At 59.6% G+C, this 25,812-nt stretch carries 25 protein-coding genes; 13 read left to right on the top strand and 12 right to left on the bottom strand.

Annotation, left to right across the window (positions count from 1 at the left end; genetic code table 11):
- Positions 1 to 10 precede the first annotated feature (10 nt).
- From L904_RS13330 to L904_RS13315, 4 genes are all read right to left on the bottom strand, one after another.
- Positions 11 to 985 (bottom strand): membrane protein, encoded by a 975-nt coding sequence (locus tag L904_RS13330; protein WP_031234311.1) that lies wholly within the window; start codon positions 983 to 985, stop codon positions 11 to 13.
- Between the two features lie 187 nt (positions 986 to 1,172).
- Complete coding sequence (rpsR, locus tag L904_RS13325) at positions 1,173 to 1,421, bottom strand: 30S ribosomal protein S18 (RefSeq protein WP_003502063.1); 249 nt, start codon at positions 1,419 to 1,421, stop codon at positions 1,173 to 1,175.
- Positions 1,422 to 1,437: 16 nt separating this feature from the next.
- Positions 1,438 to 1,899, bottom strand: a complete 462-nt coding sequence (gene rpsF / locus L904_RS13320) for a 30S ribosomal protein S6 (protein ID WP_003520723.1) — start codon at positions 1,897 to 1,899, stop codon at positions 1,438 to 1,440.
- 292 nt (positions 1,900 to 2,191) lie between these two features.
- Positions 2,192 to 3,235 (bottom strand): aldo/keto reductase, encoded by a 1,044-nt coding sequence (locus L904_RS13315; RefSeq protein ID WP_031234235.1) that lies wholly within the window; start codon positions 3,233 to 3,235, stop codon positions 2,192 to 2,194.
- Positions 3,236 to 3,459: 224 nt separating this feature from the next.
- On the opposite strand from L904_RS13315, the gene fabD reads away from it, so the two are divergent.
- From fabD to L904_RS13270, 9 genes are all read left to right on the top strand, one after another.
- Positions 3,460 to 4,404, top strand: coding sequence for an ACP S-malonyltransferase (gene fabD / locus L904_RS13310; RefSeq protein ID WP_020811982.1), 945 nt, complete (start codon positions 3,460 to 3,462; stop codon positions 4,402 to 4,404).
- Between the two features lie 82 nt (positions 4,405 to 4,486).
- Positions 4,487 to 5,224: a 3-oxoacyl-[acyl-carrier-protein] reductase gene (fabG, locus tag L904_RS13305; RefSeq protein ID WP_003520726.1), complete on the top strand. Its 738-nt coding sequence runs from the start codon at positions 4,487 to 4,489 to the stop codon at positions 5,222 to 5,224.
- A gap of 350 nt (positions 5,225 to 5,574) precedes the next feature.
- Complete coding sequence (locus tag L904_RS13300; protein WP_003502080.1) at positions 5,575 to 5,811, top strand: acyl carrier protein; 237 nt, start codon at positions 5,575 to 5,577, stop codon at positions 5,809 to 5,811.
- 248 nt (positions 5,812 to 6,059) lie between these two features.
- Positions 6,060 to 7,322, top strand: a complete 1,263-nt coding sequence (gene fabF / locus L904_RS13295; protein WP_035261994.1) for a beta-ketoacyl-ACP synthase II — start codon at positions 6,060 to 6,062, stop codon at positions 7,320 to 7,322.
- 329 nt (positions 7,323 to 7,651) lie between these two features.
- Entirely contained in the window at positions 7,652 to 8,872 is a 1,221-nt protein-coding gene (mltG, locus tag L904_RS13290; protein ID WP_020810689.1) for an endolytic transglycosylase MltG, read from the top strand.
- A 68-nt stretch (positions 8,873 to 8,940) separates the two neighbouring features.
- Positions 8,941 to 9,828, top strand: a complete 888-nt coding sequence (locus L904_RS13285) for a YicC/YloC family endoribonuclease (RefSeq protein ID WP_031233981.1) — start codon at positions 8,941 to 8,943, stop codon at positions 9,826 to 9,828.
- A gap of 5 nt (positions 9,829 to 9,833) precedes the next feature.
- Positions 9,834 to 10,496 carry a guanylate kinase gene (gmk, locus tag L904_RS13280; protein ID WP_003502089.1) on the top strand — a complete coding sequence of 221 codons (663 nt, stop codon included), beginning with the start codon at positions 9,834 to 9,836 and terminating at the stop codon, positions 10,494 to 10,496.
- A gap of 93 nt (positions 10,497 to 10,589) precedes the next feature.
- Positions 10,590 to 10,823: a type II toxin-antitoxin system VapB family antitoxin gene (vapB, locus tag L904_RS13275; protein ID WP_031233980.1), complete on the top strand. Its 234-nt coding sequence runs from the start codon at positions 10,590 to 10,592 to the stop codon at positions 10,821 to 10,823.
- The gene (locus L904_RS13270; protein WP_020810687.1) at positions 10,823 to 11,221 is read left to right on the top strand and encodes a type II toxin-antitoxin system VapC family toxin; all 399 of its coding nucleotides are present in this window, start codon (positions 10,823 to 10,825) and stop codon (positions 11,219 to 11,221) included. The genes vapB and L904_RS13270 overlap by 1 nt, the downstream gene beginning before the upstream one ends.
- Before the next feature lie 32 nt (positions 11,222 to 11,253).
- Here the strand turns inward: L904_RS13270 and L904_RS13265 are convergent, their stop codons facing one another.
- The 7 genes from L904_RS13265 to L904_RS13235 form a co-directional block, all read right to left on the bottom strand.
- The gene (locus L904_RS13265) at positions 11,254 to 11,904 is read right to left on the bottom strand and encodes an alpha/beta hydrolase (RefSeq protein ID WP_020810686.1); all 651 of its coding nucleotides are present in this window, start codon (positions 11,902 to 11,904) and stop codon (positions 11,254 to 11,256) included.
- 73 nt (positions 11,905 to 11,977) lie between these two features.
- A complete protein-coding gene (gene rsmA / locus L904_RS13260; RefSeq protein ID WP_020810685.1) occupies positions 11,978 to 12,808 on the bottom strand; it encodes a 16S rRNA (adenine(1518)-N(6)/adenine(1519)-N(6))-dimethyltransferase RsmA in 831 nt (276 codons plus the stop codon).
- Entirely contained in the window at positions 12,808 to 13,830 is a 1,023-nt protein-coding gene (gene pdxA / locus L904_RS13255) for a 4-hydroxythreonine-4-phosphate dehydrogenase PdxA (RefSeq protein ID WP_031233979.1), read from the bottom strand. Before pdxA ends, rsmA begins: the two co-directional genes overlap by 1 nt.
- 25 nt (positions 13,831 to 13,855) lie before the next feature.
- Positions 13,856 to 14,803 (bottom strand): peptidylprolyl isomerase, encoded by a 948-nt coding sequence (locus L904_RS13250; RefSeq protein WP_003520739.1) that lies wholly within the window; start codon positions 14,801 to 14,803, stop codon positions 13,856 to 13,858.
- A gap of 297 nt (positions 14,804 to 15,100) precedes the next feature.
- A complete protein-coding gene (locus L904_RS13245) occupies positions 15,101 to 17,482 on the bottom strand; it encodes an LPS-assembly protein LptD (protein WP_035263019.1) in 2,382 nt (793 codons plus the stop codon).
- Positions 17,482 to 18,570 (bottom strand): LPS export ABC transporter permease LptG, encoded by a 1,089-nt coding sequence (gene lptG, locus L904_RS13240; protein WP_035263022.1) that lies wholly within the window; start codon positions 18,568 to 18,570, stop codon positions 17,482 to 17,484. The genes L904_RS13245 and lptG overlap by 1 nt, the downstream gene beginning before the upstream one ends.
- On the bottom strand, positions 18,567 to 19,736 hold the full coding sequence (locus L904_RS13235; RefSeq protein ID WP_035263025.1) for an LptF/LptG family permease: 1,170 nt from the start codon (positions 19,734 to 19,736) through the stop codon (positions 18,567 to 18,569). Before L904_RS13235 ends, lptG begins: the two co-directional genes overlap by 4 nt.
- Positions 19,737 to 20,034: 298 nt before the next feature.
- Between L904_RS13235 and L904_RS13230 the strand changes: the two genes are divergently transcribed.
- The 3 genes from L904_RS13230 to L904_RS13220 all read left to right on the top strand — a co-directional run bounded on the left by L904_RS13230 (position 20,035) and on the right by L904_RS13220 (position 23,237).
- Complete coding sequence (locus tag L904_RS13230; RefSeq protein ID WP_031234551.1) at positions 20,035 to 21,528, top strand: leucyl aminopeptidase; 1,494 nt, start codon at positions 20,035 to 20,037, stop codon at positions 21,526 to 21,528.
- A gap of 25 nt (positions 21,529 to 21,553) precedes the next feature.
- Complete coding sequence (locus tag L904_RS13225; RefSeq protein WP_020813398.1) at positions 21,554 to 22,003, top strand: DNA polymerase III subunit chi; 450 nt, start codon at positions 21,554 to 21,556, stop codon at positions 22,001 to 22,003.
- Between the two features lie 205 nt (positions 22,004 to 22,208).
- Positions 22,209 to 23,237, top strand: a complete 1,029-nt coding sequence (locus L904_RS13220) for a sensor domain-containing diguanylate cyclase (RefSeq protein WP_031234552.1) — start codon at positions 22,209 to 22,211, stop codon at positions 23,235 to 23,237.
- A gap of 31 nt (positions 23,238 to 23,268) precedes the next feature.
- On the opposite strand, the gene L904_RS13215 is transcribed toward L904_RS13220, so the two are convergent.
- A complete protein-coding gene (locus tag L904_RS13215; protein ID WP_020813400.1) occupies positions 23,269 to 24,195 on the bottom strand; it encodes a Gfo/Idh/MocA family protein in 927 nt (308 codons plus the stop codon).
- 466 nt (positions 24,196 to 24,661) lie between these two features.
- On the opposite strand from L904_RS13215, the gene L904_RS13210 reads away from it, so the two are divergent.
- The gene (locus tag L904_RS13210; protein WP_245267404.1) at positions 24,662 to 25,720 is read left to right on the top strand and encodes a GGDEF domain-containing protein; all 1,059 of its coding nucleotides are present in this window, start codon (positions 24,662 to 24,664) and stop codon (positions 25,718 to 25,720) included.
- The last annotated feature ends 92 nt before the right edge of the window (positions 25,721 to 25,812 follow it).

Raw genomic sequence — 25,812 nt, 5'->3', positions numbered from 1 at the left:
TTGATCCTTTCTATGGTTTGGTTTCGTTCGTATTGTCGGTTTTCCGCGTCGGAGTAAGAGAGATCGTGCTGCGCACGTCGCTCAGGCCGAACACGAGAATGATGAACAGCGGAAAGACAAAGACCGCCGAGAGATAAGCGAGGATAAGAACCGGCAGCCGCCAGTCCTTGCCGCGGGCGCGCTTGTGCAGCGAGGCGTAACCCGCCATCAGGAAGCCCGCGCCGAAGGTGCCGCAGATGACCGCGCCGACCATGGCCGCGACGCCGCCGAGGAACATGGCGACAATGCCGGCCAGAAAAATGAAGATGGCGTTGCGGTGCATGCGCAGCGCGGAAGCGATATCCTCACGCGGGCGGAGGCCCTTGCCGAAGGAACCGACCAGCCGGGTTGCGAAATAATAGGCCGCGAACAGAAGGATAACCCACAGGCCGCCCTGCACGATCGGCAGCATCAGCACCAGCAGCGATTTCGTCTGGGCGAGCGCCTCGGCATTGGGTTCGAACAGCGGCTCACGGTTCTGCACCGAGGTCATCATGATATCGACCATGCGGGCGACGAGATCGGGACCGTAACCGATCATCCAGCCGAGAATGACGACGGCGATGGAGACCACAATGCACAGGTGCAGGACGATGCCGGAGAGCGGATACCAGGCGAGCAGATCATCCGGGCCGCCGAGTTCGGAAGCCGGGCGCGCCAGATTGGCGAGATGCGAAAGCCAGCCCGCCGGGATCAGCGTGAAGATCGCGATGGTCAGCGCAAACAGCGGTGACATGACGAGAGCGCCGATGATGGCCGTGGTGATGATTGCGACGATGGCGGCGCGATTGCCCCAGCCCATGCCGGCGATCAGGATCGGCATGGCGGAACCGGCATAGAGCAGGAAGGAAAAGGACGACTGTGCCGTTGCGCCAAGCGTCAAAAACGCGGCGCATATGCCGGCGAGAACGCCGGTGATCAGCACTGTCTGGTTCAACTTTTGCACTTCGCTGTCCTGCTGAAACGAAAGCAGTTAGAGGATCGCTCCTTGGAGCCTCATCCCCAACATGGGTTTTATGGTATCGATCCGCGCCCAACGCGGAAGGATGAGTATTTCTCGACTCGCTGATTAAGAGTCAGCTGCTTCGAGGAAAAAGCGAGGCCGCGCCGAAACGCAGCCTCGCTTCAATTCATTACGCTACGACGTAGGGCAGCAGGCCGAGGAAGCGGGCGCGCTTGATCGCCTGGGCGAGTTCGCGCTGCTTCTTCTGGGAAACGGCCGTGATGCGGGACGGAACGATCTTGCCGCGCTCGGAAATGTAGCGCTGCAGCAGACGTACGTCCTTGTAGTCGATCTTCGGAGCGTTTGCGCCGGAGAAGGGGCACGTCTTGCGACGGCGGTGGAACGGGCGGCGTGCCTGGGAAGAGGATGCGTCAGCCATTGGTCAAAACTCCTTCTTATGCACGGTCTTCGCGCGGACGGCGCGGACGGTCTTCGCGGTCGCCGAAGCCACCTTCGCGCGGTGCGCGCGGGCCACGATCTTCACGCGGGCCACGGTCCGGACGGTCGCCATCGCGGCGCGGACGGTCGTCACGGTCGCGCTTCTGCATCATCGCGGACGGGCCTTCTTCGTGGGCTTCGACGGCGATGGTCATGTAGCGAAGAACGTCTTCGTTGATGCGCATCTGGCGCTCGACTTCATGGATGGCGGCCGCCGGAGCGTCGATGTCCATGAGAGCGTAGTGAGCCTTGCGGTTCTTCTTGATGCGGTAGGTGAGGGACTTCAGACCCCAGTTCTCGATGCGTCCGACTTTGCCGCCGAACGATTCGATAACGCCCTTGTACTGCTCGACAAGTGCGTCGACCTGCTGGGCAGAAATATCCTGCCGGGCAAGGAAGATGTGTTCGTAAAGAGCCATTTAAGCTTTGCCTTTCTTGCGTTTCGTCCTTCACCCGGCAACGGCGCTAAGCCTCAACGACTGCTCTTGGGTAAGGCGGTAAGGCCTTGAAGCAAGAAAAGCGTTGTTCGAGACGGTCGAGAGCGGAGACACGGGAGGCCGGAAAAACCTTATGGTTCCTGCTGTTCCGTTACCGGAACCAGCCCTCCGTTCAGCCACCAGCCAATTGGACCGGGTGTTGTGAACAGCGCGCTTATACGCAATTTTGCCCGGAATGCAAGGGCAAGCGGTGAAAAAGCGCGCTGTAAAGCCGTCAGATCGCCATCGGATATTGGCGATGGATCGCCGCAATCCCTTTTAGTACCTCTTCCGACAGCGTCACATCCGCAGCCGCAATATCCACCTTCAACTGTTCCATCGTCGTTGCGCCGATGATGGCCGAGGCCATGAAGGGACGTGTCAGGCAGAAGGCGATGGCGAGCTTTGCCGGATCGATTCCATGCTGTGCGGCGAGCTCCAGATAGGCCTTGACCGGCGCTTCCTGAAGCGGCTGCAGGCGGCCGCCGAGGTCTCTGTTGATGGTGCCGCGCGATCCCGCCGGGCGCGCGCCGTTCTGGTATTTGCCGGTCAGAAGACCCGCTGCCAGCGGCGAATAGGCGAGCAGGCCGACATCCTCGTGATGGGCGACTTCCGCCATGTCGAGATCGAAGCTGCGGTAGAGCAGGTTATATTCGTTCTGGATGGTGGCGACGCGCGGCAGGCCGTTGGCCTCGGCGATGTCGATATATTTCTGCGTGCCCCAGGCGCTCTCGTTGGAAAGGCCGATGGCGCGGATCTTGCCGGCCTTCACCAGTTCGCCGAGCGTTTCAAGCTTTTCGGTGATTTCGGCGAGCGTGCGCTGCTTTTCCTGACCGGAGGCGTCGAAGCTCCAGACGCCGCGGAAATGATAGGTGCCGCGGTTCGGCCAGTGAATCTGGTAGAGGTCGATATAATCCGTCTTCAGGCGCTTGAGGCTGGTATCCACAGCCTCGCGGATGGCGGCGGCGTCGATATCGCGGCCGCCGCGAATATAATCGCGTCCCGAACCGGCGACCTTGGTGGCGAGCACGACCTGATCGCGCTTGCCGGTCTTTTCGAACCATGTGCCGATATAATCTTCCGTCCGGCCCTGGGTCTCGGCGGAAACGGGGGTGGTGGGGTAAAGTTCTGCCGTATCGAAGAAATTGACGCCGTTTTCGACGGCGTAATCCATCTGCGCATGCGCGTCGGCTTCGGTGTTCTGCGTGCCCCACGTCATCGTGCCGAGGCAGATTTCAGACACGGAAATACCCGTGCGGCCCAATAGTCTCTGTTTCATGGAAATGTCCCGGTGCTTGGCCAGATAGTTTGGAAGGTGGTGTGAAAGTAATGGGGAATTGCCGCAGTGCAAGAAAAAATATGATGAAAAGAAAGGGGAAAACAGGACGGCAAAACCCCTGACATGGGCCTGCCATGGGGCTTCAAGCCTTGACTTCGCTGGCGGGAATGTGAATGGAAGTCCGAAAGAATAAAGGCAAGGCCAGACAAGAAGGACGACATCCCATGGGTATTGCATTCACATTTCCCGGACAGGGAAGCCAGGCCGTCGGCATGGGCAAGGAGCTGGCGGATACCTATCCGGAAGCGCGCGCCGTGTTTCAGGAAGTCGATGAGGCGCTCGACCAGAAGCTTTCCGATATTATGTGGAACGGCCCGGAGGAGACGCTGACGCTGACCGCCAACGCCCAGCCGGCCCTCATGGCGGTGTCCATGGCGGTCATGCGGGTTCTCGAAGCGCGCGGTTTCAAACTGTCCGATACGGTTTCTTATGTCGCGGGCCACTCGCTCGGCGAATATTCGGCGCTCTGTGCGGCCGGCACCTTCTCGGTAGCCGATACCGCCCGCCTTCTGCGTATTCGCGGCAACGCCATGCAGGCCGCCGTGCCGGTGGGCGAGGGCGCCATGGCGGCGATCATCGGGCTTGAGCATGACGCCGTTTCGGCAATCTGCGAAGAAGCGGCCATTCTCGGCGTCTGCCAGATCGCCAACGACAATGGCGGCGGTCAGCTCGTCATCTCCGGCGGCAAGGCCGCCGTCGAAAAGGCTGCGGCGATCGCTTCCGAAAAGGGCGCCAAGCGCGCCATCATGCTGCCGGTTTCCGCCCCCTTCCACTCCGCGCTGATGGCGCCGGCGGCGGAAGCCATGCGCGAGGCGCTGGCGGCCGTCGAAAAGCACAACCCGGTCGTGCCGGTTATCGCCAATGTGCGCGCCGCCCCCGTTTCCGATGCCGATGAGATCGCCGCCCTGCTGGTCGAGCAGGTGACGGGTCAGGTGCGCTGGCGCGAGACGGTGGAATGGTTCGCCGCCAACAATGTCACGCAGCTCTATGAGATCGGCTCCGGCAAGGTGCTGACGGGCCTTGCCCGCCGCATCGACAAGACGGTGAACGGCGTTGCCGTCAACGGCGCTGCCGATATCGACCAGCTTCTTGCCACCCTCATCGGCTGAGACGGATACTCCGGCTGCCGCATTCATCGGGCGCAACTGCGCTGAACATTTTCAGTCCGAAGCTCTAAAGAAGGAATAGGACATGTTTGATCTGACAGGCCGCAAGGCTCTCGTAACCGGCGCGACCGGCGGCATCGGCGAAGAAATCGCCCGCCTTCTGCACAGCCAGGGCGCAACCGTTGGCCTGCACGGCACCCGCGTTGAAAAGCTCGAAGCGCTGGCGGCGGAACTTGGCGAACGCGTCAAGATTTTCCCGGCCAACCTTGCCGACCGCGCCGAGGTCAAGGCGCTCGGTGAAAAGGCCGAAGCCGAGCTGGAAGGCGTCGATATCCTCGTCAACAATGCCGGCATCACCAAGGACGGCCTCTTCGTGCGCATGAGCGACGAGGACTGGGATAACGTCATCGAAGTGAACCTGACGGCAATGTTCCGCCTGACACGCGAGCTGACGCATCCGATGATGCGCCGCCGTTTCGGCCGCATCATCAACATCACCTCCATCGTCGGCGTTACCGGTAATCCCGGCCAGGCCAACTACTGCGCTTCCAAGGCCGGCATGATCGGTTTTTCGAAGTCGCTGGCCCAGGAAATCGCCACGCGCAACGTCACCGTCAACTGCGTGGCGCCGGGCTTCATCGAAAGCGCGATGACCGGCAAACTGAACGACAAGCAGAAAGACGCCATCATGGGCGCCATTCCCATGAAGCGCATGGGAACCGGTGCTGAGGTCGCCTCGGCCGTTCTTTACCTCGCCTCCAACGAGGCGGGCTACATGACCGGCCAGACCCTGCACGTCAACGGCGGCATGGCGATGATCTGACGGCACTTAAGGCCGTCATGAAAAGGATTGCGGCGCTGTTTAAGCACCTTCTTGGGTAGCTGGCGCCGCAAGGCCCCGCCGACTGGTTTTCGGCGAAATTGCCTGTCATACGCTGTGCTTAGCGCGTTTTCAGGCTTTTCGACCGATTGAAACCATGTTAAGCGGGCCAAGACTGTGAACAGTCGTCCCGGAGAGACAGGAAGCCGTTGCGATTTTGCGTGACGATGTCTAGCTTGGACCGGGTTGAACGGGTTTGCCAGCAGTGCCGGATTTGAACGGCGCATGAGGGCTTCTAACAGGGCAGGGTGCCGCAAGGCATTCCCTTCAAAATAAAGGTCGAGGAAACCGACATGAGCGATATCGCAGAACGCGTAAAGAAAATTGTAATTGATCATCTTGGCGTTGACGCCGACAAGGTTGTCGAAGGCGCCAGCTTCATTGACGATCTGGGCGCTGATTCGCTCGACACCGTTGAACTGGTCATGGCTTTCGAAGAAGAATTCGGCGTTGAAATCCCCGACGACGCAGCTGACTCGATCCTGACCGTCGGCGACGCCGTAAAGTTCATCGAGAAGGCCCAGGCCTGATCGACCTTGATGGGGGAGGTGCAATATCCTCCCGTCCTTGGCCCGGCTCGTCCGGGCCAATGTTTTATAGGCAGACGGTAACATGCCCCTGACGGTGCTTGTTCCGGGCAATGCATGGGGTCATGGGCCGGAAACGGCGCCCACAACCGTCATGCTGAGATTTGAAATACTGCAGCATCCGATGAACATCTCCTGATGTCCGGCGTTGCATGAAGACCGATGATTTGGATAAGGGCGGAGCATTGGCGATGAGGCGTGTCGTTATCACCGGTACCGGCATGGTATCTCCTCTTGGATGTGGGACGGAAGTGACCTGGGAGCGGCTGCTGGCCGGCCAGAACGGCGCCCGTCTCGTGACTGAATTCGAAGTCGAAGACCTTCCGGCAAAGATCGCCTGCCGTATTCCCGTGGGCGATGGTTCCAACGGCACCTTCAATGCCGACGACTGGATGGAACCCAAGGAACAGCGCAAGATCGATCCTTTCATCCTGTATGGCATGGCTGCCGCCGACATGGCGCTTGCCGACGCGGACTGGCATCCGGAAACGGACGAGGACCAGATCGCCACCGGCGTTCTGATCGGCTCCGGCATCGGCGGCCTTGAGGGCATTGTCGAGGCGGGCTATACGCTGCGCGACAAGGGCCCGCGGCGCATTTCTCCATTCTTCATTCCCGGCCGCCTGATCAACCTCGTATCCGGCCAGGTTTCCATCCGCCACAAGCTGCGCGGACCGAACCATGCCGTGGTGACGGCCTGCTCGACCGGCGCGCACGCCATTGGCGACGCCGCCCGTCTGATCGCGCTTGGCGATGCCGACGTCATGGTCGCCGGTGGCGCTGAATCGCCGGTCTGCCGCATCGCGCTTGCCGGCTTCGCCGCCTGCAAGGCGCTCTCCACCCAGCACAATGACAATCCGGAAAAGGCCTCGCGCCCCTATGACCGTGATCGCGACGGTTTCGTCATGGGTGAAGGTGCGGGCATCGTCGTTCTGGAAGAGCTGGAACATGCCAAGGCGCGCGGTGCGAAGATTTATGCGGAAGTCGTCGGTTACGGCCTTTCGGGCGATGCCTATCACATCACCGCACCGTCCGAGGATGGTGAAGGCGCCTATCGCTGCATGTCGATGGCGCTGAAGCGTGCAGGTCTCACGCCTGACGATATCGACTACATCAACGCCCATGGCACCTCGACCATGGCCGATACGATCGAGCTTGGCGCGGTCGAGCGGCTTGTCGGCGAATCGGCCTCGAAGATTTCCATGTCTTCCACCAAGTCGGCCACCGGCCATCTTCTCGGCGCGGCGGGCGCTATCGAGGCGATCTTCGCGACGCTTGCGATCCGCGACAACATCGTTCCGCCGACGCTGAACCTCGACAATCCCGATGTGGAGACGAAGATCGATCTCGTGCCGCACAAGGCGCGCAAGCGGAAGGTCGATGTGGCGCTCTCGAACTCCTTCGGCTTCGGCGGCACCAACGCCTCCCTCGTGCTGCGTCGTTACGAAGCATAATTGCGGCGGCGGCTCTGCCGCCGCTGGCGCCCTCCAACCGGGTGCTGACAAAGGACGTTCTTTCCTTTGAAGAACGCATTGCGGCTTGCGAAAGCCATTCCGGTTTTCGCGCCGATATTGTAGTCGTTTATGGGAAGCGTTTGCCGGTTCGGGATGATTTCCGGCCGCAGGCTGCTTCCTCCATCGGCTTTGTCCGAAACGATGTTCGTGAAGCGGAATAGCAAGGCTTCACGATATCTCTATGTGGTGCAGGAAGACATTCCGAACCTGTTTTTGCCGCATTACCTGCGCAAAAAGCGCTGACAACGCCGAACTGAAAAGGACCGACGGTGAGCGACACGAACCAGAACAGCCAGGGACCATACGGACAAAACGGCGCGGGCGAAGGCAATCGCGGCCCGATCATTCCGAAATCCCCGACGGAAGCCCTGCGGCCGGAAAAAGTGCCGGCTCCGCCCAAGCGCTCCCGCAAGGCCCATGGCCAGCTTGTGATCTTTCTGAATTTTCTGATGACGCTCGCGGTTGCCGTCTGTGTGCTGGCCATTGCCGCTTTCTACTACATGATCGATGCGTTCCAGGAGCCCGGTCCGCTTCAGACGAACACACATTTCACGGTGCGCAACGGCGCCGGCATCATCGAGATCGCCAATAATCTCGAGCGTAACGAGGTGATCTCCAACGCCCGTGTCTTCCGCCTTATGACCGGCAGCTACCTGCAAAAGGACCAGACGCTGAAGGCCGGTGAATACGAGATCAAGGCCGGCGCATCGATGAAGGATATCATGATGCTGCTGGAGTCCGGCAAGTCGATCCTTTATTCGGTGTCGTTGCCGGAAGGCCTGACCGTGAAGCAGATGTTCGCGCGCCTTGGAGCGGATGAAGTGCTGGACGGCGAATTGCCTTCGGCCCTGCCGCCGGAAGGCAGTCTGCGCCCCGATACCTACCGCTTTACCCGCGGCACCAAGCGCGAAGAAATCATCAACCAGATGAGTGCGGCGCAGGACAAGCTGATCGACATGATCTGGGAACGGCGCGATCCGGACCTGCCGATCAAGACCGTCGAGGAATTCGTGACGCTCGCCTCGATTGTCGAGAAGGAAACCGGCAAGGATGACGAGCGCGCCCATGTCGCTTCGGTGTTCTACAACCGTCTGAAGAAGGGCATGCGCCTGCAATCCGACCCGACGATCATCTATGGCCTGTTCGGCGGTGACGGCAAACCGTCGGACCGCCCGATCTACCAGTCGGATCTGCAGAAGCAGACGCCGTTCAACACCTATGTCATCAAGGGCCTGCCGCCGTCGCCCATCGCCAATCCGGGCCGGGCGGCGCTTGAGGCCGTGGCTAATCCATGGCGCACGGATGACCTTTATTTCGTTGCCGATGGCACGGGCGGCCATGTGTTTGCGAAGACGCTTGAAGAGCATAACGCCAATGTGCGCCGCTGGCGCAAGATAGAGGCCGAAAAGGCGGCCTCCGGCGCCAATCCCGATGTTGTCGTGGATGGCCAGCCGGGCGGGGCCGAGGCGGAAAAGCCGGCCAACAATTGATAATCCTGACCGGGCCCTGCGATCCGCACGGGCCCGGTTTTGCACAGCATGACGGGGGGCTTCCAGATATGACATTGCAATCGATGACCGGCTTCGCACGCAGCGAAGGAACCTCCGGCCGTTACCGTTGGGCGTGGGAATTGCGCTCGGTAAACGGCAAGGGGCTCGATGTGCGCCTGCGTCTGCCCACAGGTCTTGAAGCGCTGGAAACGGCCCTGCGCGAAATCGCAGGCGAGCATCTTTCCCGCGGCAATATCCAGGCGGGTCTGACGCTGGCGATTGCGGAAAACCGGCTGGAGGCGGTGATCAACCGCGATGCTTTGGCGGCGGTTCTGGCGCTGAAGAAGGAGCTTGGCGATGTCGTGGAAGACAAGCCGCTGAGCTTCGACACGCTGCTCACGCTGCGCGGGCTCGTCGATTTTCGCGAGGCGGAAGATGACGCGGAGGCGCAGGCCGCGCGCAACGGCGATGTGCTTGCCGGCTTCGCCGCCGCCGTCGAGAAGCTGAAGGATATGCGCGAGCGGGAAGGGGCGTCGCTGTTTGCGATCCTGTCCGGTCATGTCAATCGGATCGAGCAACTCGCGGACATCATTGAAAACGATCCTTCCCGCCAGCCGGAACAGATCGCGGCACGGCTCGCCCAGCAGATCGCCCTCATCGGCGACGGCTTGCATGGTCTCGACCGTGACCGGCTGCATGCCGAGGCGGCGCTGCTCGCCACCAAGGCGGATCTGCGCGAAGAGATCGACCGGCTGCACGCCCATGTTCAGGCGTCGCGGGAGCTTTTGGCCAATGGCGGGCCGGTAGGACGCAAGCTCGATTTTCTTGCACAGGAATTTAACCGCGAGTCGAATACAATCTGTTCCAAATCGAACGCCAGTGCGGTAACCGCAGCAGGCATAGAGCTGAAAGTGGTGATCGACCAGTTCCGCGAGCAGGTCCAAAATCTGGAGTAGACCCCATGGTCCCGGTGAATAATTCTCCCGTCACGATTGCCCGCAGAGGGTTGATGCTGGTGATTTCTTCGCCATCCGGCGCGGGCAAATCCACGATTGCGCGCAACCTGCTCGACAAGGACAAGAATATCGGCCTGTCCGTCAGCGTCACGACGCGCCCGCGCCGCCAGAGCGAGATTGACGGCATCCACTACCATTTCATTTCCAAGCGGGACTTCGAGCGCCTGCGGGATAGCGATGCGCTGCTGGAATGGGCGGAGGTTCACGGCAATTTTTACGGCACCCCGCGTGGACCGGTGGAAGATGCCATGGCTGCCGGCCGCGACATGCTGTTCGATATCGACTGGCAGGGCGCCGAGCAGCTTCAGGACAAGATGAAGGCGGACGTCGTTTCGATCTTCATCCTGCCGCCGACCATGACTGAACTTCAATCGCGCCTGCATCGCCGCGCCGAAGACACCGAAGAGGTCATCAAGACCCGGCTCCTCAATTCCCGTGCCGAGATCGAGCACTGGCGCGACTATGACTATGTCATCCTCAATGATGACCTGCAGGCCGCCTTCGAGGCCGTCGAAGCCATCGTGAAGGCCGAACGCGTCCGCCGCGACCGCCGCCACGGCATGTTCGATTTCGTGCGGGCGTTGCTCGAGGAAGAGCCGAAGCTCTGATGGAAGGTAGCGTCTGGCTACCGGCCCCAAAATCTTGAAATCAAAGCGGTTAGGCGTTATGTATATCCCAGCAGGATATACGAGGCTCCGACAATGGCTACGTCAACGGTTTTTATAAGCAATCGCAGTCAAGCTGTAAGGCTACCGAAGGCCGTGGCTTTTCCTGATGACGTGCATAAGGTCGATGTTCTGAAGATCGGCCTCGCGCGTGTTATAGTGCCGCAGGGAAAGCGCTGGGACGACCTCTTTCTGACCGGCCCACGCGCAACGGATGATTTTCTTTCCGTTCGCGAAGAGCCTGCATTGGATGAGCGCGAGCCCTTCTGATGCTCACATATATGCTCGATACCAACATATGTATCTATGTGATGAAGACTTATCCTCCGGAGCTGCGGGAGAAATTCAACGCTCTGGCAGATCAACTGTGTATTTCGAGCATCACACTTGGCGAGCTTTATTATGGTGCTGAAAAATCCGTCCGGCGCCAGGAAAACATCAACGCCATTGAAAATTTTACCGCGCGTTTGGACGTTCTGCCTTTCGCCGACAAAGGCGCCGCACATTACGGACAGATCAGGGCCGAACTTGCCAAGGCTGGAACGCCATGCGGCGTTCATGATATGCAGATTGGTGGTCACGCCCGTAGCGAGGGGCTGATCGTCGTAACCAATAATATGCGCGAGTTTGTCCGGATGCCCGGTTTGCGAGTTGAAAACTGGGTTTAGTCCTCGGCCTCGTCCTATTCCAAAACGTTCGGCTAACCGATGGGAGTCGCTGCTGTTATCTGGGCGATAGGTTCACTTGCCGCCCATTGGCGAGATAGCCGCTCGTCTGCGGCGTCTTCGGCCCAGCCGTGGCCCGTATCAACTGTCTGCTGAACAACATCCGCACCGGCCGATGCCAGTTGGTTGGCCAAATGCGGCGCATCGGTGGGGTGACGCCTTTCGTCGTAGGCGCCGGCGAGCAGGAGTATGGGGTATCCTGCGAGGTTTGGGAGGGCCTGATGCGTTCTTGGAGAAAGCGGGCGAAGCAGAATGGCTCCCCTCGACAGATTCCGATTCAGGCATATGGTTTCAGCCGCTATGATCGCGCCGTTCGAATATCCAACGAGAAGGGGTCTCTGCCCGGTCTCATGAAACACAAAGTCGATGAACTGGCAGAGGCTGGTCGCTCGATGTTTGAGGTCGTCAATATCAAGCTGTCTGTCGGGCTTTCGGCGGAAAAACGCGAATCCATTCTCCCAAGGAACAGTGCCTCTCGGAGCATATAGAACGCTCTTGGGAAAGACGGCACGGCCAAAAGAAACGAGGTCGTCTTCCGTTCGCCCCGATCCATGCAGCAAGACAACTGCGCAGTCGGGCGTTTCAGCGGGAATGTCGAGCTTGTAGTGAAAACCGGCACTCTCCACGCGCTTGTTCCTTTATTTGCAGTCTCCACGAACCCGTGTCCCGCCGCTCGGAATGGCACATTACATGACGGATTTACAGGCAGTTCGCCAAAGTGACGAACTCCTCCACCGATAGCGTCTCCGCTCGCCGTGTGGGATCGATCCCCGCTTTTTCCAGCAGCGTTTCGCCGCCAAGGCTTTTCACGCTCTGGCGCAGCATTTTGCGACGCTGGCCGAAGGCGGCTTCCGTGACCTTTTCAAGCTTTGCGACATCGCAGGGCAGCGGCTTGTCCTTCGGCAGCAGGTGCACGACGGTGGAGGTTACCTTCGGCGGCGGGCTGAAGGCCTGTGGCGGAACGTCGAAGGCCATTTCGGAAACCGTGCGCCAGCCGGCAAGAACGCCCAGCCGGCCATAATGGTTATCGCCTTCTTCGGCCACGATGCGCTGGCCGACTTCCTTCTGGAACATCAGCGTCATGGAGAGCCAGAAGGGTGGCCATTGTTTCGGCAACAGCCAGTTGACCAGCAATTGCGTGCCGACATTGTAGGGCAGGTTGGCGATGATGCGCACCGGTTCGCCGGCGGGAACCAGAGCCTCGAAATCGGTCTTGAGGGCGTCGCCCTCGATGACTTCGAGCCGTCCGGGATAATGCGCTTCGATTTCCGCCAGCGCCGGCAGGCAGCGGCTGTCGCGTTCGACGGCGATGACCTTTTTCGCCCCGAGCGAAAGAATGGCGCGGGTGAGGCCGCCGGGACCGGGGCCGACCTCTATCACCGTCACGCCGTCCAGCGGCCCTGCTGTCCTTGCGATCTTCTGGGTGAGGTTGAGGTCGAACAGGAAGTTCTGGCCGAGCGATTTCTTCGCGTCGAGCCCGTGGCGCTGGATGACATCGCGCAGCGGCGGTAGTCCGTCGATGGCCGCCATTATGCGTTGGCCCGGCTGCGGAGGGAAATGTCCGCCGCCATCTTCAGCGCCGCCACGAGGCTCGCCTCATTGGCTATGCCCTGGCCGGCAATGCCGAAGGCGGTGCCATGGTCGGGCGAGGTGCGGATGAAGGGCAGGCCGAGCGTGACATTGACGGAATCGTCAAAGCCGAGCGCCTTGGCCGGAATGAGCGCCTGATCGTGATACATGCACACCGCCACGTCATAACGCTTGCGGGCGGCATCGTGGAACATGGTGTCGGCGGGCAGGGGGCCGAAGGCATCGATCCCGTCCTTCCGCAACCGCATGGTTGCCGGGTGAACGATATCGCGATCCTCGGTGCCGAGTGCGCCATCTTCACCCGCATGCGGGTTGAGGCCGGCAACCGCCAGACGCGGCGCCTCGATGCCGAATTTCCGCCGGAGATCGGCATCGATGATCCGGCAGGTCGTGACGATCAGCTCTTCGGTGAGAGCGGCCGGCACATCTTTCACGGGGATATGGATCGTCACCGGGACGACACGGACCTTGGGGCCGGCAATCATCATCACGGGGATGACTTGCTCGCCGGTCTGGCGCAGGGCGAGATCGGCCAGAAATTCCGTATGACCGGGAAAGCCGAAACCTGCCTCATAAAGCACCGATTTCGCGATCGGATTGGTGACGACGGCCGCAGCCTTGCCCTCGACCGTCAACGAAACGGCCGTCTCGATGGCCTTGATCGTCGCGTGCGCCGCGCCGACATGCGGCTGACCCGCCTGCACTTCGAAGCCGACAGGAAGGGAGAGGATGGGGAAAGCCTGTTCGAACAGGCCGACGGCGCTTTCCGCATCGCAGGTCCCGATATTGACCGGCACGCCGATCAGCGCCGCACGGCTCGCCACCACATCGGGGTCACCGATGAAGATGAAGGGCGGCACGCCGTTCTCCCGGCGCTTAGCCCAGGCGGTGATAGCGATGTCGGGGCCGATACCGGCTGGATCTCCCTGTGTCAGGGCAAGCGGCAGGGATGCATATGTCACGGAAAGACCGGCTCTCGTATCAATATCAGGTGTTGACGATCTGCGCCTTCTTGCGCAGCTCATCCATATATTTCTTTTCGTTCGGGTTTTCGCCGTCTTTGGCCTTCATCAGGTCTTCGGACTTGAACACCATTTCCGCCGCATAGTCGTCAGAAACCTGGCGCTGCTTGCAGATGGCCAGATATTCGACGCCCTTTTCGGTGACGCGGGTGCCAGTGGTGCCGCCCTCCTTGGTCTTCTCCACCAGCGCCTTCCAGTCTTCCGGTAGCTCTGGCGCCAGAATGCGGCCAAGGTCCTTGATCGCCACGTCGCGCATGGTTGCGGCGAAGCTCATGGCCTGGTCGCAGCCGGGATAACGCTTGCGCGAGGCTTCAGCCTCGGCCTTGCGCTTGCCGGTAATGGCGTTGCGTTTCGATTCCGGGATAACGAAGATGACCTGCTGCAGGAAATATTCCGTGGTGACAGGCTTGTCGCCGCGTTCCTTCAGTCGGGTAACGAGATCCTGCGTCGACATCTTGCCGCGTGCGCCATAACGGGCGTTGACAAGGCGCGGCCAGCTCATCTGAACGGCGATGAAGGCCTTGAAATGATCGGCTCCGACACCCGCCTGCGCAAGCACCTTCGTCAATTGCTGCGGGGTCATCTTGTTGTTGCCGGCAAAGCGTGCGAAGGCCGCATCGACATCGTCGGTGCTGACCGACATCTTAACGCGGCCGATTTCCTCGCGCTTCAGCGCTTCGTCGACAAGCTGCTCACGCGCCTTTTCATTGAGATTACCGGACTGGCGCTGCAGCTTGAGGAAGGCGACGCGCTTGGCGATATCGTCATTGGTGATGGGGGTCTTGTTGACGACGATCTTGACGGTGCTATCGGCGAAGGCCTGGCCGGCATAGGGCACAACGGCCATGGGAACGGCGAATATCGCAAAGGCGAAAGCAGCGCCACGCAAAGCCGTCTTTCCGAAATTCATCATATCCTTCTCCCTTTCGTCGAGCAGGGTCCTGTTGCCCTGTCCCGCCAATCTGTTCTGCCTGGTGAGGGAAATATTGAACTCTCCCACTTTTCAGACCTGCACCTGTGCATCCGCACCGCGAATTTGCCACGTATATATCATCGCGATCCGCAAGACGGCAATGTGTCGGTTTGTTGAAAGAAAACCCGATAGGTTCCATGTGCGGCCGACATTGGCGTGTTGTTGCGGCGAAACCGTGGCTTTACTGGCCAAATGGTAAAAAGGCAGGTCACGATGCTGCGTAACCTGCCTCTAAACTCAGTAGTTGTTTGGCTTCCAGCCGATATCCATGTCGTTCCAGTCATCATTGGCCGAGCCGACACTGATATCGCCGAGCGTACGGAAGGCCAGACGGGCGTTGATCGACCAATCATTGGCGGCCTGGCGGCTGGAATTGATATTGCCTTCGTCGGAATAGCTGACCGTCAGGATCGTGCATTCATCCTGATAGGCAATGCCGATGCGGCGTTCGGCGGCAAACTTCCCGTTCAGATCGTAATTGATCGAACCGAATAGCGACCAATTGTCGTCCATGCGCAGCGAACCGGACGCCTGGATGATATCGCGGTCTTCGTTATAGCCGTATTTCGGCTGCGCCTTGACCTGCGTATAGCTGAGCTTGCCGGTAAGGCGGCGGTCCGAATAGCTGATGCCCGTCTCCGAGCGGTTGATGTCGAAATCGTCCTTGTCGAGACGCAGGCTCGACGACAGCGAAAGTCCGATCGGCGCATCGAAAGCGGCCATGGCGACGTAATCCGAACGGTCGGATTCGAGGCCCGAATTGGCGCCCGCATTGACGAGGTCGTAGGAGGCGAAGGAATTGTCGCCCGCCAGATGGAAGGACTGGCCGGCAATGGCGCGAACGCCGTAGCCGTTGTCGAACGTACCGTTGTAGCGGAAGCCGATATTGGCGCGCGTGCCGCCTTCGATCCGGTCGAAACCGGAGAATTTGTCGCGTTCGAACAGATTGGTCGCGTCGAAGACGAATGCCTGTGCGTCCTCGTTCGGAAGGCGGCCGGCATATTGTTCGTTCGGGCGCACGAAAATCTGTGCAATGGGCTCGATCACATGGCTGCTGTTGAGCGCGGTGAACAGCCAGGGATAACGCACTTCCAGGCCACCGGTGACCATGCCGCGGAAAGCTGCGCCGTCATGCATCATGCCCTCATAGGCATAGGAGGTCCCGCCCGAGGTGAAGGCCGCAGGAGACATGTCCGTCCAGAGCGCGTCGCCGCGCGCAGCAAGGATCGGCGTGATCTGCAGGCCGCTGTCCATCGTGAAGGTGCGCTTCCACTCGGCTTCGGTGGAAAGGCGCGTATAGTCGCCCTCAAGCCCGCTGAAACGCGGATAACCGCCAAGCGCGTAAGCATCCTGACGCAGGCGCGTGATGCTCGTCAGGTTGGTGGTCAGCGAAAGTTCGCCGCCATAAACCGGATCCGGCACGAAATACCGGTAGTCGACGACCGGATGGACGATTGCCTGCTTGCGTTCCTTGGCTTCGGTATTGTCCGTATCCTGAACGTTGAAATAATAACCGCGGGCTTCGAAGCTGTTACGCTCACTCGCACCGCTCAGATAAATCTGGTTGGTCTGAACGTCGTTTTTATAACCCTTCAGCCCATAGGTGCGCGAAAAGTTATTGTCGGTCTGCACCATGGCATCCCAGCCGAACGCCCAGCGCGGGTTGATCGAGAAATCACCCTTGCTTGCGATCATGCCGCGATTGTCGTTGAGGGCGTCGCTGGTGCCGGCCGTGAAGGTTTCGGACTTCTGCTGGCTGATGCCAGCGATCGTGACCGTGTGCATGCCGGTTTCGAAGCGCTGGCGCAATTCCGCCTGCAGCAGCAGCCCCTGCGTCGTGTAATAGGTCGGCGTGACTGTCACGTCTGAGGTGTCGGACAGGACGTGGAAATAGGGGACGCCGATACCGAAACCGAGATTGTCGGTAATGCTCATCTGCGGGAACAGGAAGCCGGATTTACGCTTCACCGTATTGTCCGGAACCGTAAGGAACGGCAGATAGGCGATCGAATGGCCGAAAAGCTGCAGGCGGGCCTTTTCCAGCCGCACCGTATGGGTCTTGCCGTCCTGAACGACGCGCTCGGCCTTGACCTGCCATAGCGGCGCCTTTTCGGGCCGCTCGGCGCAGGGCAGACACGCGGTGTAGACACCGTTGTTGAGCACCATCAGGTCGCCTTCGAGACGCTCGGCGCTTTCACCGGCAATACGGGTATTGTCCGTGGTCTCGACGCGCAGCGCATTGACGAAGCCCTGACCGAAATCGTCGGTCACGTCCATCTCGTCGGCATAAATCTTGTTGCCGCCCGGCTCGATCAGCTCGATGTTGCCATGGGCGATCACGCGGCCGGTCTGCTGGTTATATTCCACTTGCTGGGCCACCATGCGGTAGCCCGAATATTTCATGCGAACCACGCCCTTCGCGATCACGCGCTGGGAATCGCGATTATAGGTCAGTTCATTTGCTGTAAGCAGGAGTTTCGAATCGTCTTGGCTTGCCGACGCAAGCAAACCATCCTGGCCGAAAGCGACCGGGCTGGATGCCAAATACGCGCACACAGCGGCACCTGTCAGAAGGGCCGTCCAAAGCCGCCTGATATTCCCGCGGTCATATACCGCCACTAGCCGTCCTCCTGATGAAGCAGAATGGTTGCCCCCAAAGCCAACGCCACGATGACTGGAACCCAGACCGCGACGGTGGGAGGGACAACGCCACCACTCCCGAATGCCCTTACGAGCACGGTTACTACATAAAGCACGAAGCCGGAAACGATTCCACCCAGAATCACGGAGCGCGATTGGGCGAAGCGGCTGAACTTTAATGAAACGGTCGCGGCGATCAAGGTCATCGCAACCAGAAGCAGGGGCGTCGATAGCAGGAAATGATACTGCGTCTCAAGCGCCTTCGAAGATAGTCCAAAGGACTTTGCAACTTCGATCTTGTGAGAAAGGTCAAAGAAAGCAACGGTTTCCGTCTGCGTCATGCGCTCCTGAACGAATTCCCGTCTCAGATTGGTACTGATCCGCGTGCTTTCTTGCCGAACTGGCACATGCCCGGCGCGGGTTTCCGAAACGCCGTTAAGAAGCCAGTAACCATCTTCCAATTTAGCCGACTTCGCATCCTTACGCGAGACGATGTTTCCGTCCTTGTCGATGTCGATCAGAACCACGTCAAGAAGCAGCGTTCCATTGTCCTCGAAGCTCTTGGCGCCGATGATCGTATCCTGGCCGCCGCTTGCCTGGCGCATCCACGGAATGATCTCCTGCTGGCGACCGCCGCCCGCTTCGTTGCGCAGGCCGGCTTCCATCGCCAGCGACTTGTTCTGGCCCCATGCCGCGATGGGGTTCAGGATGGTGACCGACAGGATGCCGATGAAAACCGCGCCGAGCACGAAGGGAAGGATGAACTGCCAGGCGGAAATGCCGGCGGCGCGCGTCACCACCAGTTCGTAACGCCGGTTGAGCGAGATCAGCGTCGTCATGCCGACGAAAAGCGCGATGAAGGGCACGGTCTGTTGCAGGATCAGCGGCAGGCGAAGCGCCGTCAGGCCAAGGGCGGCCGGAACGGAATAGCCGGGCAGGCCGGACATGCGCCGTGCCGTTTCGCTGAAATCGGCAAGGTAAATGATCGAGGATACGCCGAGCACGAACCAGATGGCGGTGATCAGATATCGCTTCAGGAAATAGCGGGAGAGCGTGTTGAAAATCATGCGTTGCCGCTCCCAGAGCTTTTCGCCATCCGGCTGGAGAAGAGACGGCGCAGACGACCCATCGCATCGGCGATGATTTTCGGCATTTTCGGCTTGCGGCCAGTCAGCAGAATGAAGGCGGCGGCGCCGCCGCTGAGGCCCGGCACGGCATAGACCAGCGGAATGAAGGCCGCGCTCTGCTTGATCTGATTGGTGACGTAAAAACCAAGCCACCGCAGCATGAAGGCCGTCACCAGCGCGGCGACCATCGGATGCAGGCGCGCCTCGCGGTGCGAACGGGCATCGGCGGCGATGACCAGCGAAATCAGCGCGAAGGAGAAAGCGAACATCCAGTCCGACAGGCGCTTGTGCAGCTCGCTGCGGAAGGCTTCCGGCGAGCGCTTGTAGCTCGCATTGTTCTCGTCGGGCGAAAGAAGGAAACCGAGGCTGGCATCGCCCGGCGAGAGCGACGGCTCGGAATCCTGCTTTTCCGACATGGTCGAAAGGTCGAAGGCATAGGACAGGAACTTGACGATCGAGACCTTGCCGTCCGGCGTCTTCTGCTGCACTTCGCCGTCGCGCATGGTCAGCGACGTGCCGCTTTCATCGATCATGCCTTCCTTGGCATAATAGATGAGATCGAAATTCGGATCGCGGCGGTCGGCGACGAACAGGCCCTTGAGGATGCGACCCTGCCGCTGGGCGATCTGCACGTAAAGACCGTCCTGAATGGTGCGGAAAGTCTTTTCTTCGATCACGGAGGACAGAAGGTCGGCATAGGCGGCCGCCACCATCTGCCGGGCGGAGCTGCGGGCGGGCGGCTCGATGAAATTGGTGATGGTGAATGAAAACGCGCTCAGAATGGCGGCCAGAATGAGAACCGGGCGATACATGATCGACCGGGGCGATCCGGCCGCATCGATGATGGCAAGCTCGGAATCGTTGTTCATCGTCGTGAAGATCTGGGTGATGCCGATCACCAGCGCGAAAGGCAGGACGACGGGGATCAGCGTCGGCAGGATCATCGTCGCGAGCGCCATGAAGGAACCCATCGACTGGCCGGTATCGGTGACGAGATTGATTCTCTGGAGAACCTGGATGGTCCAGATGATGGCCAGCACCGGCAGCAGCGCGACCAGAAACATCTGCGTTGTCCGCCGCAGGATATAGTTCTCGAGAAGCTTCATACGGCCCTGTTCGACATTGTTTTTCCGTGCGATCGCTCGCCGAATTTCCGCCTATCTAATCGCATCGTTTGCAATTGGCTATTCCGGCGTGCTCACAAATATGTTTTGCGCGATGATTTTTCCATCGCCTGTGTCTTTTTGTGGAACAAGCTGTCGGTTTCATGACGCGATTTCGCATTCCACAAAAATGCCTTTCCTTTAACGACTGTAGGCCTTTAAAGAATGCGGGGTTGCGCCCGGGGCCGAAAAGGCCATGATCATGCGCATCGTGCAAGTCGTAGAAGAAGAGCAGGAAAACATGTCCGCCAAATTCGATATTTCTTTCGCCAATTCCGCCGCGCTTGAAAACGCGCTCGCCGTTGTGCTGCAGGCCTCGGGTGAGGCGCAGGCCGTCGCCGTCGCCTCCGAGGCCGATCCGGGCGGTGTGATCGAAAGGGCGGCGAAGATTTCGGGCTTTTCCGCAAAGTCCATGACGACGCTCGACGTGATCGCGCCGCAGGGTTCCGCCGCCGACCGGCTGCTCGTCATCGGCCTCGGCAAGCCCTCGAAGCTGGTCGCCCATGACTGGCTGCGCGCCGGCGGCACCGCCGCCGCCAGTTTCAAGAAGGCGGACAGGGTCGTCATCTATCTCGATGCGCCGGGCGTAGAGGTCGGTGCGCAGGCTGCTGCGGATTTTGCGCTTGGCCTGCTGCTGCGCGCCTATAGCTTCGATGCCTACAAGACCAAGAAAAAGTCCGACGAAGAGAAGACGCCGAAGAAGGTGGAGATCGTCATCGTCACGGCCGCCCATCAGGAAGCGGAAAAGGCTTTTGCCGTGTCCGAGGCCGTTGCGGGCGGTGTTACCCTGGCGCGCGATCTCGTCAACCTGCCGCCGAACGCTCTCGGTCCCGTCGAATTTGCCGAGAAGGCGGAGGAGCTGCGCAAGCTCGGCGTCGAGGTGGAAGTCCTCGGCGAGAAGGAGCTGAAGAAGCTCGGCATGAATGCGCTTCTCGGTGTGGCGCAGGGGTCGGCGCGTCCGCCCAGACTTGCGGTCATGCAGTGGAACGGCGGCAACAAGAAGGATGAGCCGATTGCCTTCGTCGGCAAGGGCGTCGTTTTCGATACCGGCGGCATTTCGCTGAAGCCCGGCCTCAATATGGAGGATATGAAGGGCGACATGGGCGGGGCCGCCGCCGTGACCGGCCTGATGCATGCGCTGGCCGCCCGCAAGGCCAAGGCGAATGTGATCGGCGTCATCGGCCTTGTGGAAAACATGCCTGACGGCAATGCCCAGCGTCCGGGCGATATCGTCACCTCCATGTCCGGCCAGACCATCGAGATCATCAATACCGATGCCGAAGGCCGGCTGGTTCTGGCCGACGCGCTCTGGTACACCAAGGATCGCTTCAACCCGAAATTCATGGTGAACCTCGCCACGCTGACGGGCGCGATCACAGTGGCGCTCGGCAATCTTCAGGCCGGTCTTTTCTCCAATGACGACGAGCTTGCAGCACGCCTCACGCAGGCGGGCGATGTGACGGCCGAAAAACTGTGGCGCATGCCGCTCGGCAAGGATTACGACAAGATCATCGATTCCAAATTCGCCGATATGAAGAACAGCTCGGGCCGTCTGGCGGGTTCCGTCACGGCCGCGCAGTTCCTCAAGCGTTTCGTGGGCGAAACCTCCTGGGCGCATCTCGATATCGCCGGCACCGCCATGGGGTCGCCGCTGACCGAGATCAACCAGTCCTGGGGATCGGGCTACGGCGTCAGGCTGCTGAACGAACTCGTTCGTGCCCATTACGAAGATTGAAACGAGCGGAGCGGCACGTCTGCGGATGACTGAAATTCTGTTTTACCATCTGACGGAATCGAAGCTGGAGGATGCGTTGCCGCCCTTGCTCGAGAAATCGCTGGAACGCGGCTGGAAGGTCGCGATCCAGACGGTGGGCGAGGAGCGCCGCGATTTTCTCGACACGCATCTGTGGACCTTTCGTGACGACAGTTTCCTGCCGCACGCCACCGATACTTCGCCCGCACCGCAAAACCAGCCGATTCTCCTGACGGCGTCGGACGAGAATACTAATGCGGCAAGTGTCCGCTTTCTCGTCGATGGCGCAGAGCCGCCGGCGGTGGAAGCCTATGAACGTATCGTGTTCATGTTCGACGGATACGATGCCTACCAGCTCGAAATGGCGCGGAATCACTGGAAAAGGCTGAAAACAGAGGGGCATTCCCTGACCTACTGGCAGCAGTCGCCTGAAGGCCGCTGGCAGAAGAAGGCCTGATCTCACCGCCGATTGGGCGTCCCCACGATTGGTTCCATACGCAAACAGACCGGCAAAAATTCGCACGTGGCGTCAATTGCCGGTTTTTGCATTATGCGCCGAAAGGAAACGCAGCGGAATGGGCTTCCGCTTCGAGCGAGGCGGTTGGTTTGACCTGCTCTGCTTCGGGCGGCTTCCTGTAACGCAACAGCAGAAGGACATGAGTATGGGACAGGCGATATCGCGACCGGAGGGAGAAACCGAGCGTCTGGTCGCGGTGCGGTCGATCATGTCTTTCAAGAATGCCGAAATGCCGGAGCTGAAAGTGCTGTCGCAACTGGGGCAGGGGGTTTTTGGCGTGGCGCGTGCGGCGGTCAATATTGTCGATGAGGATTGGCTTCATATCGCCGAGCAGGCGGGAATGGAACTGTCGGAATGCCCGCGCGATCTGTCGATCTGCAATCGCGTCATCGCCAAGCAGGATGTGGTGGTGATTTCCGATCTGACCGAGCATCCGCATTTCCGCTTCATGTCCTATGTCAAAGGGGGGCCGGAGCTGCGTTCCTATGCGGGTGCGCCGATCGAACTTGAGCCCGGTCTTGTTGTTGGCGCCTTTTGTTTGGTCGATACGGTGCCGAGAAATTTTTCCCGCGTCGAAATCGACAATCTCAGACACTTCGCGTTGCTGGCGGCTGCATTGCTGCGGCTTCAAAAAGCCAATTTCACCATGAGTCTGGCCGAACGCGAATTGCGTGATGCGGCGATGACCGATCCGCTGACCGGTTTTTATAATCGCAAGGCGCTGGAGGCGATTGTCGATGGCCAGCTCGGCGCGGCCCTGCGTGCAAACGAGGCCTTCGGTGTCCTCTATCTTGATCTGGACGGTTTCAAGACCATCAACGACACGTTCGGCCATCCTGCCGGCGACCGCGTTCTGACCGCCGCCGCCGGACGTATCCGCAAGGCAATCCGCAAGGACGACATCGTCGTGCGCATGGGCGGCGATGAATTCGCGATCTTTATACCGCGGCCCGACGCTCCCGATGTCATGAACGGGTTGGCGGACCGGCTTCTGGCCGCTTTCCGGAACCCCTTTGACGTGGACGGGCAGGAGGTGGACGCCCGCCTCAGCATCGGCGGCGCGCTTGCTCCGCAGGCGGGTGCCGACCGGGCAACGCTGCTATGCAGCGTCGACGAAGCGCTGTATCAGGCCAAAAAATCAGGGCGCGACCGTTTCGTCAGTCGCGCCCTTTGAGGCATTGTCCTTCGGGAAGCGTTTCTGCTTCTCAGTCGTAGAAGGAATCCACGAATTTGTGGCGGCCGAGCAGGAAGGCGTCGGCCACATGGGTCAGCGGCGCAAGATCGACATCTGAGCGGCCTGCCTTGATGATTTCCGAGAAACGCTCGTAAAGGGCCGGATATTCCCGTTCCGGCTGGGAGAGTTTTTCTTCGCCGTTGATCGAGAGCTTTGCGCCGCCTTCCGAAAGCACCATCCGTCCCGCTGCCGTTTCGGCAACGATATCCCAACTCTGCTTGCCGGTCTGACGCCAGTCGAATTCGGCATGGACGGGCGTTTTCGTCACATCGGAAAAATGCAGGTCGGCGGCAATCGGGGCGTCGCGGTTTTCCGGGAATTCGAGCGTCGCCTTGGTCAGGAACAGGGCGCGCGGCAAGATATGGGTGATGATCGAAAGCGCGTTGATGCCGGGGTCGAACACGCCAAGACCGCCCGCCTGCCAGATCCAGGCCTGGTTCGGGTGCCAGTGGCGCACATCCTCTTTCCAGATGACATGCACGCTGTCGATTTTGGTGGAAGCCAGAAAGGCCTTCGCAGCCTCGACCGCCGGCGCATAACGCGAATGCCAGCTTGCAAACAGCGAAAGGCCCTTCGAATCCGCCAGCCGGACGAGATCCTGCACTTCCGAAAGGGTGGCGCCCGGCGGCTTTTCGAGGAAAACGTGCTTGTCGGCATTCAGCGCCGCGTAAGCCGCCTCGTAACGATATTGCGGCGGCATGCACAGCGACACCGCATCGATATCGGGCACAGCCTCCAGCATGGTCTCGATGGTGCCATAGGAAGCGACGCCGTCCACGGTGCCGTGACGGCTTGCGGTGCAGATCAATTCAAAATCCGGATTGCCTGCAATGGCGGGAAGATGCTGGTCGCGAACGATTTTGCCGACGCCGACGATGGCAAGCTTGGTGGCTGACATGAAGTGGAACCCGTGTGAGTGCTGCATGGGATAAAGTGTGATTTTTACAAGTTTTTAGCAGAAACGACCGAAGGAGCAAGGTGATCGTCTCCACGTGGCACGTCTTTTTTCAAGCTGTAACGTCATTACAAATTTCGACATGTGTATTCTCATATTGTATAGTATTTGAGATATAAAAATACTATTTTGAATATCTAAGTGATATTTTTTGTTAATCGGTGGTTTTAATATTAATTTTTTTCGTGTAAATTCCATAATTGTTGGCATTAATTTCGTATTTTACTTTAATATATTTTTGAATGACAGGTGCGGGGTGATTTTAATTAAAGACGACCGTTTGTCTGGCTTCGTTCAGAAAGTCAACGAAAGCAGCCGGCAATTCAATACATACGGATTGATTTTCGGTGCCATCCTCTACAATCTCTACGTGTTTGTGGACATAAGTCTGGTCCCGGAGATCATCTGGTTGGATCTGACCGTCCGCCTTTTTGTCATCACGCCGCTTCTGTTTCTTTATTTTCCCGCGCGATATTACGCGATCAGGATGCGGCCGGATGCCGTGGCGCATGAGGTCCTGCACGGGCTGGGCTGCATGTTGGTCGTCGCATCGATCATGTTCATCTATGCCAATGCGCAAACCTCGTCGGCGAGCGAATATTACATGGGCATCGTCACCGTCGTCCTTTATATGAATACGATACATCGCAAGCCGTTTCCGCTCGCTGTCCTCGGAACGGTCGGCTGCATGGCGGTTTTCATCGTCGGCATGGAATATGTCACCGTAACGAGCCAGGTGGCCAAGCTGCCGGCGATCATGTGTTCCGTCGGAATCAGCGCCGTCTCGCTGTTTGCGGCCTATCGTATCGAGCAGGTGGAAAGACGGGATTATCTAGCGTCGCTGCGCGAAAAGACGTTGCTGCAGCGGATTCAAACCGCAAATCACGAACTTCAGCAGCTTTCCAATACCGACCAGCTCACCGGCATTCGCAACCGCCGCAGCTTTGACGAGGCGGCGAGCGAGGCTTCGGGTGGCAGCGGCAGGCCGCGGGCGCTCATCCTTCTCGATGTCGACTATTTCAAGAACTACAATGACTCGGAGGGTCATGTAGCCGGTGATGACTGCCTGCGCAGGATCGCCGGCAGGCTGCGCAGCGCGCTTCGCAAGGATGATGGCGACAGAAGTTTCGTCGCGCGTTATGGTGGGGAGGAATTTGTGGTTCTGCTCGACAATTGCGTTGTTTCCGCCGCGCTCGCCATCGGCGAAAGGCTGAGATTGGCCGTGATCGACGAGGCCATACCCCATCTCAACCGTCCCGATGGGCGGGAAATCGTTACCGTCAGTCTCGGCATTGCCGTTTCCGGTGACGGCAGGGAAATCATATACGAGATGGTGAACCGGGCCGATATGGCGCTCTACGAAGCGAAGCGTCAGGGCCGTGACCGGCTGGTGCTCGCCTCCGGGCATATCGGAACGATTGTCGGGCCAGCAGAACTTTACGGCGTCGAAGCCGCGATGTCGGCATAGGATACTGAGGGTTTGGCGGCGCGCTATAAATTCTGTCCCGCGGGACGTGGGATTTTTGAGCCATGTGCCGGAATTCCGGCGCCAGAACACAT

It is taken from the genome of Agrobacterium sp. LY4, from assembly GCF_001526585.1.
Taxonomy (GTDB): domain Bacteria; phylum Pseudomonadota; class Alphaproteobacteria; order Rhizobiales; family Rhizobiaceae; genus Agrobacterium; species Agrobacterium leguminum.
This window is presented reverse-complemented; position numbering and strand designations above follow the sequence as displayed.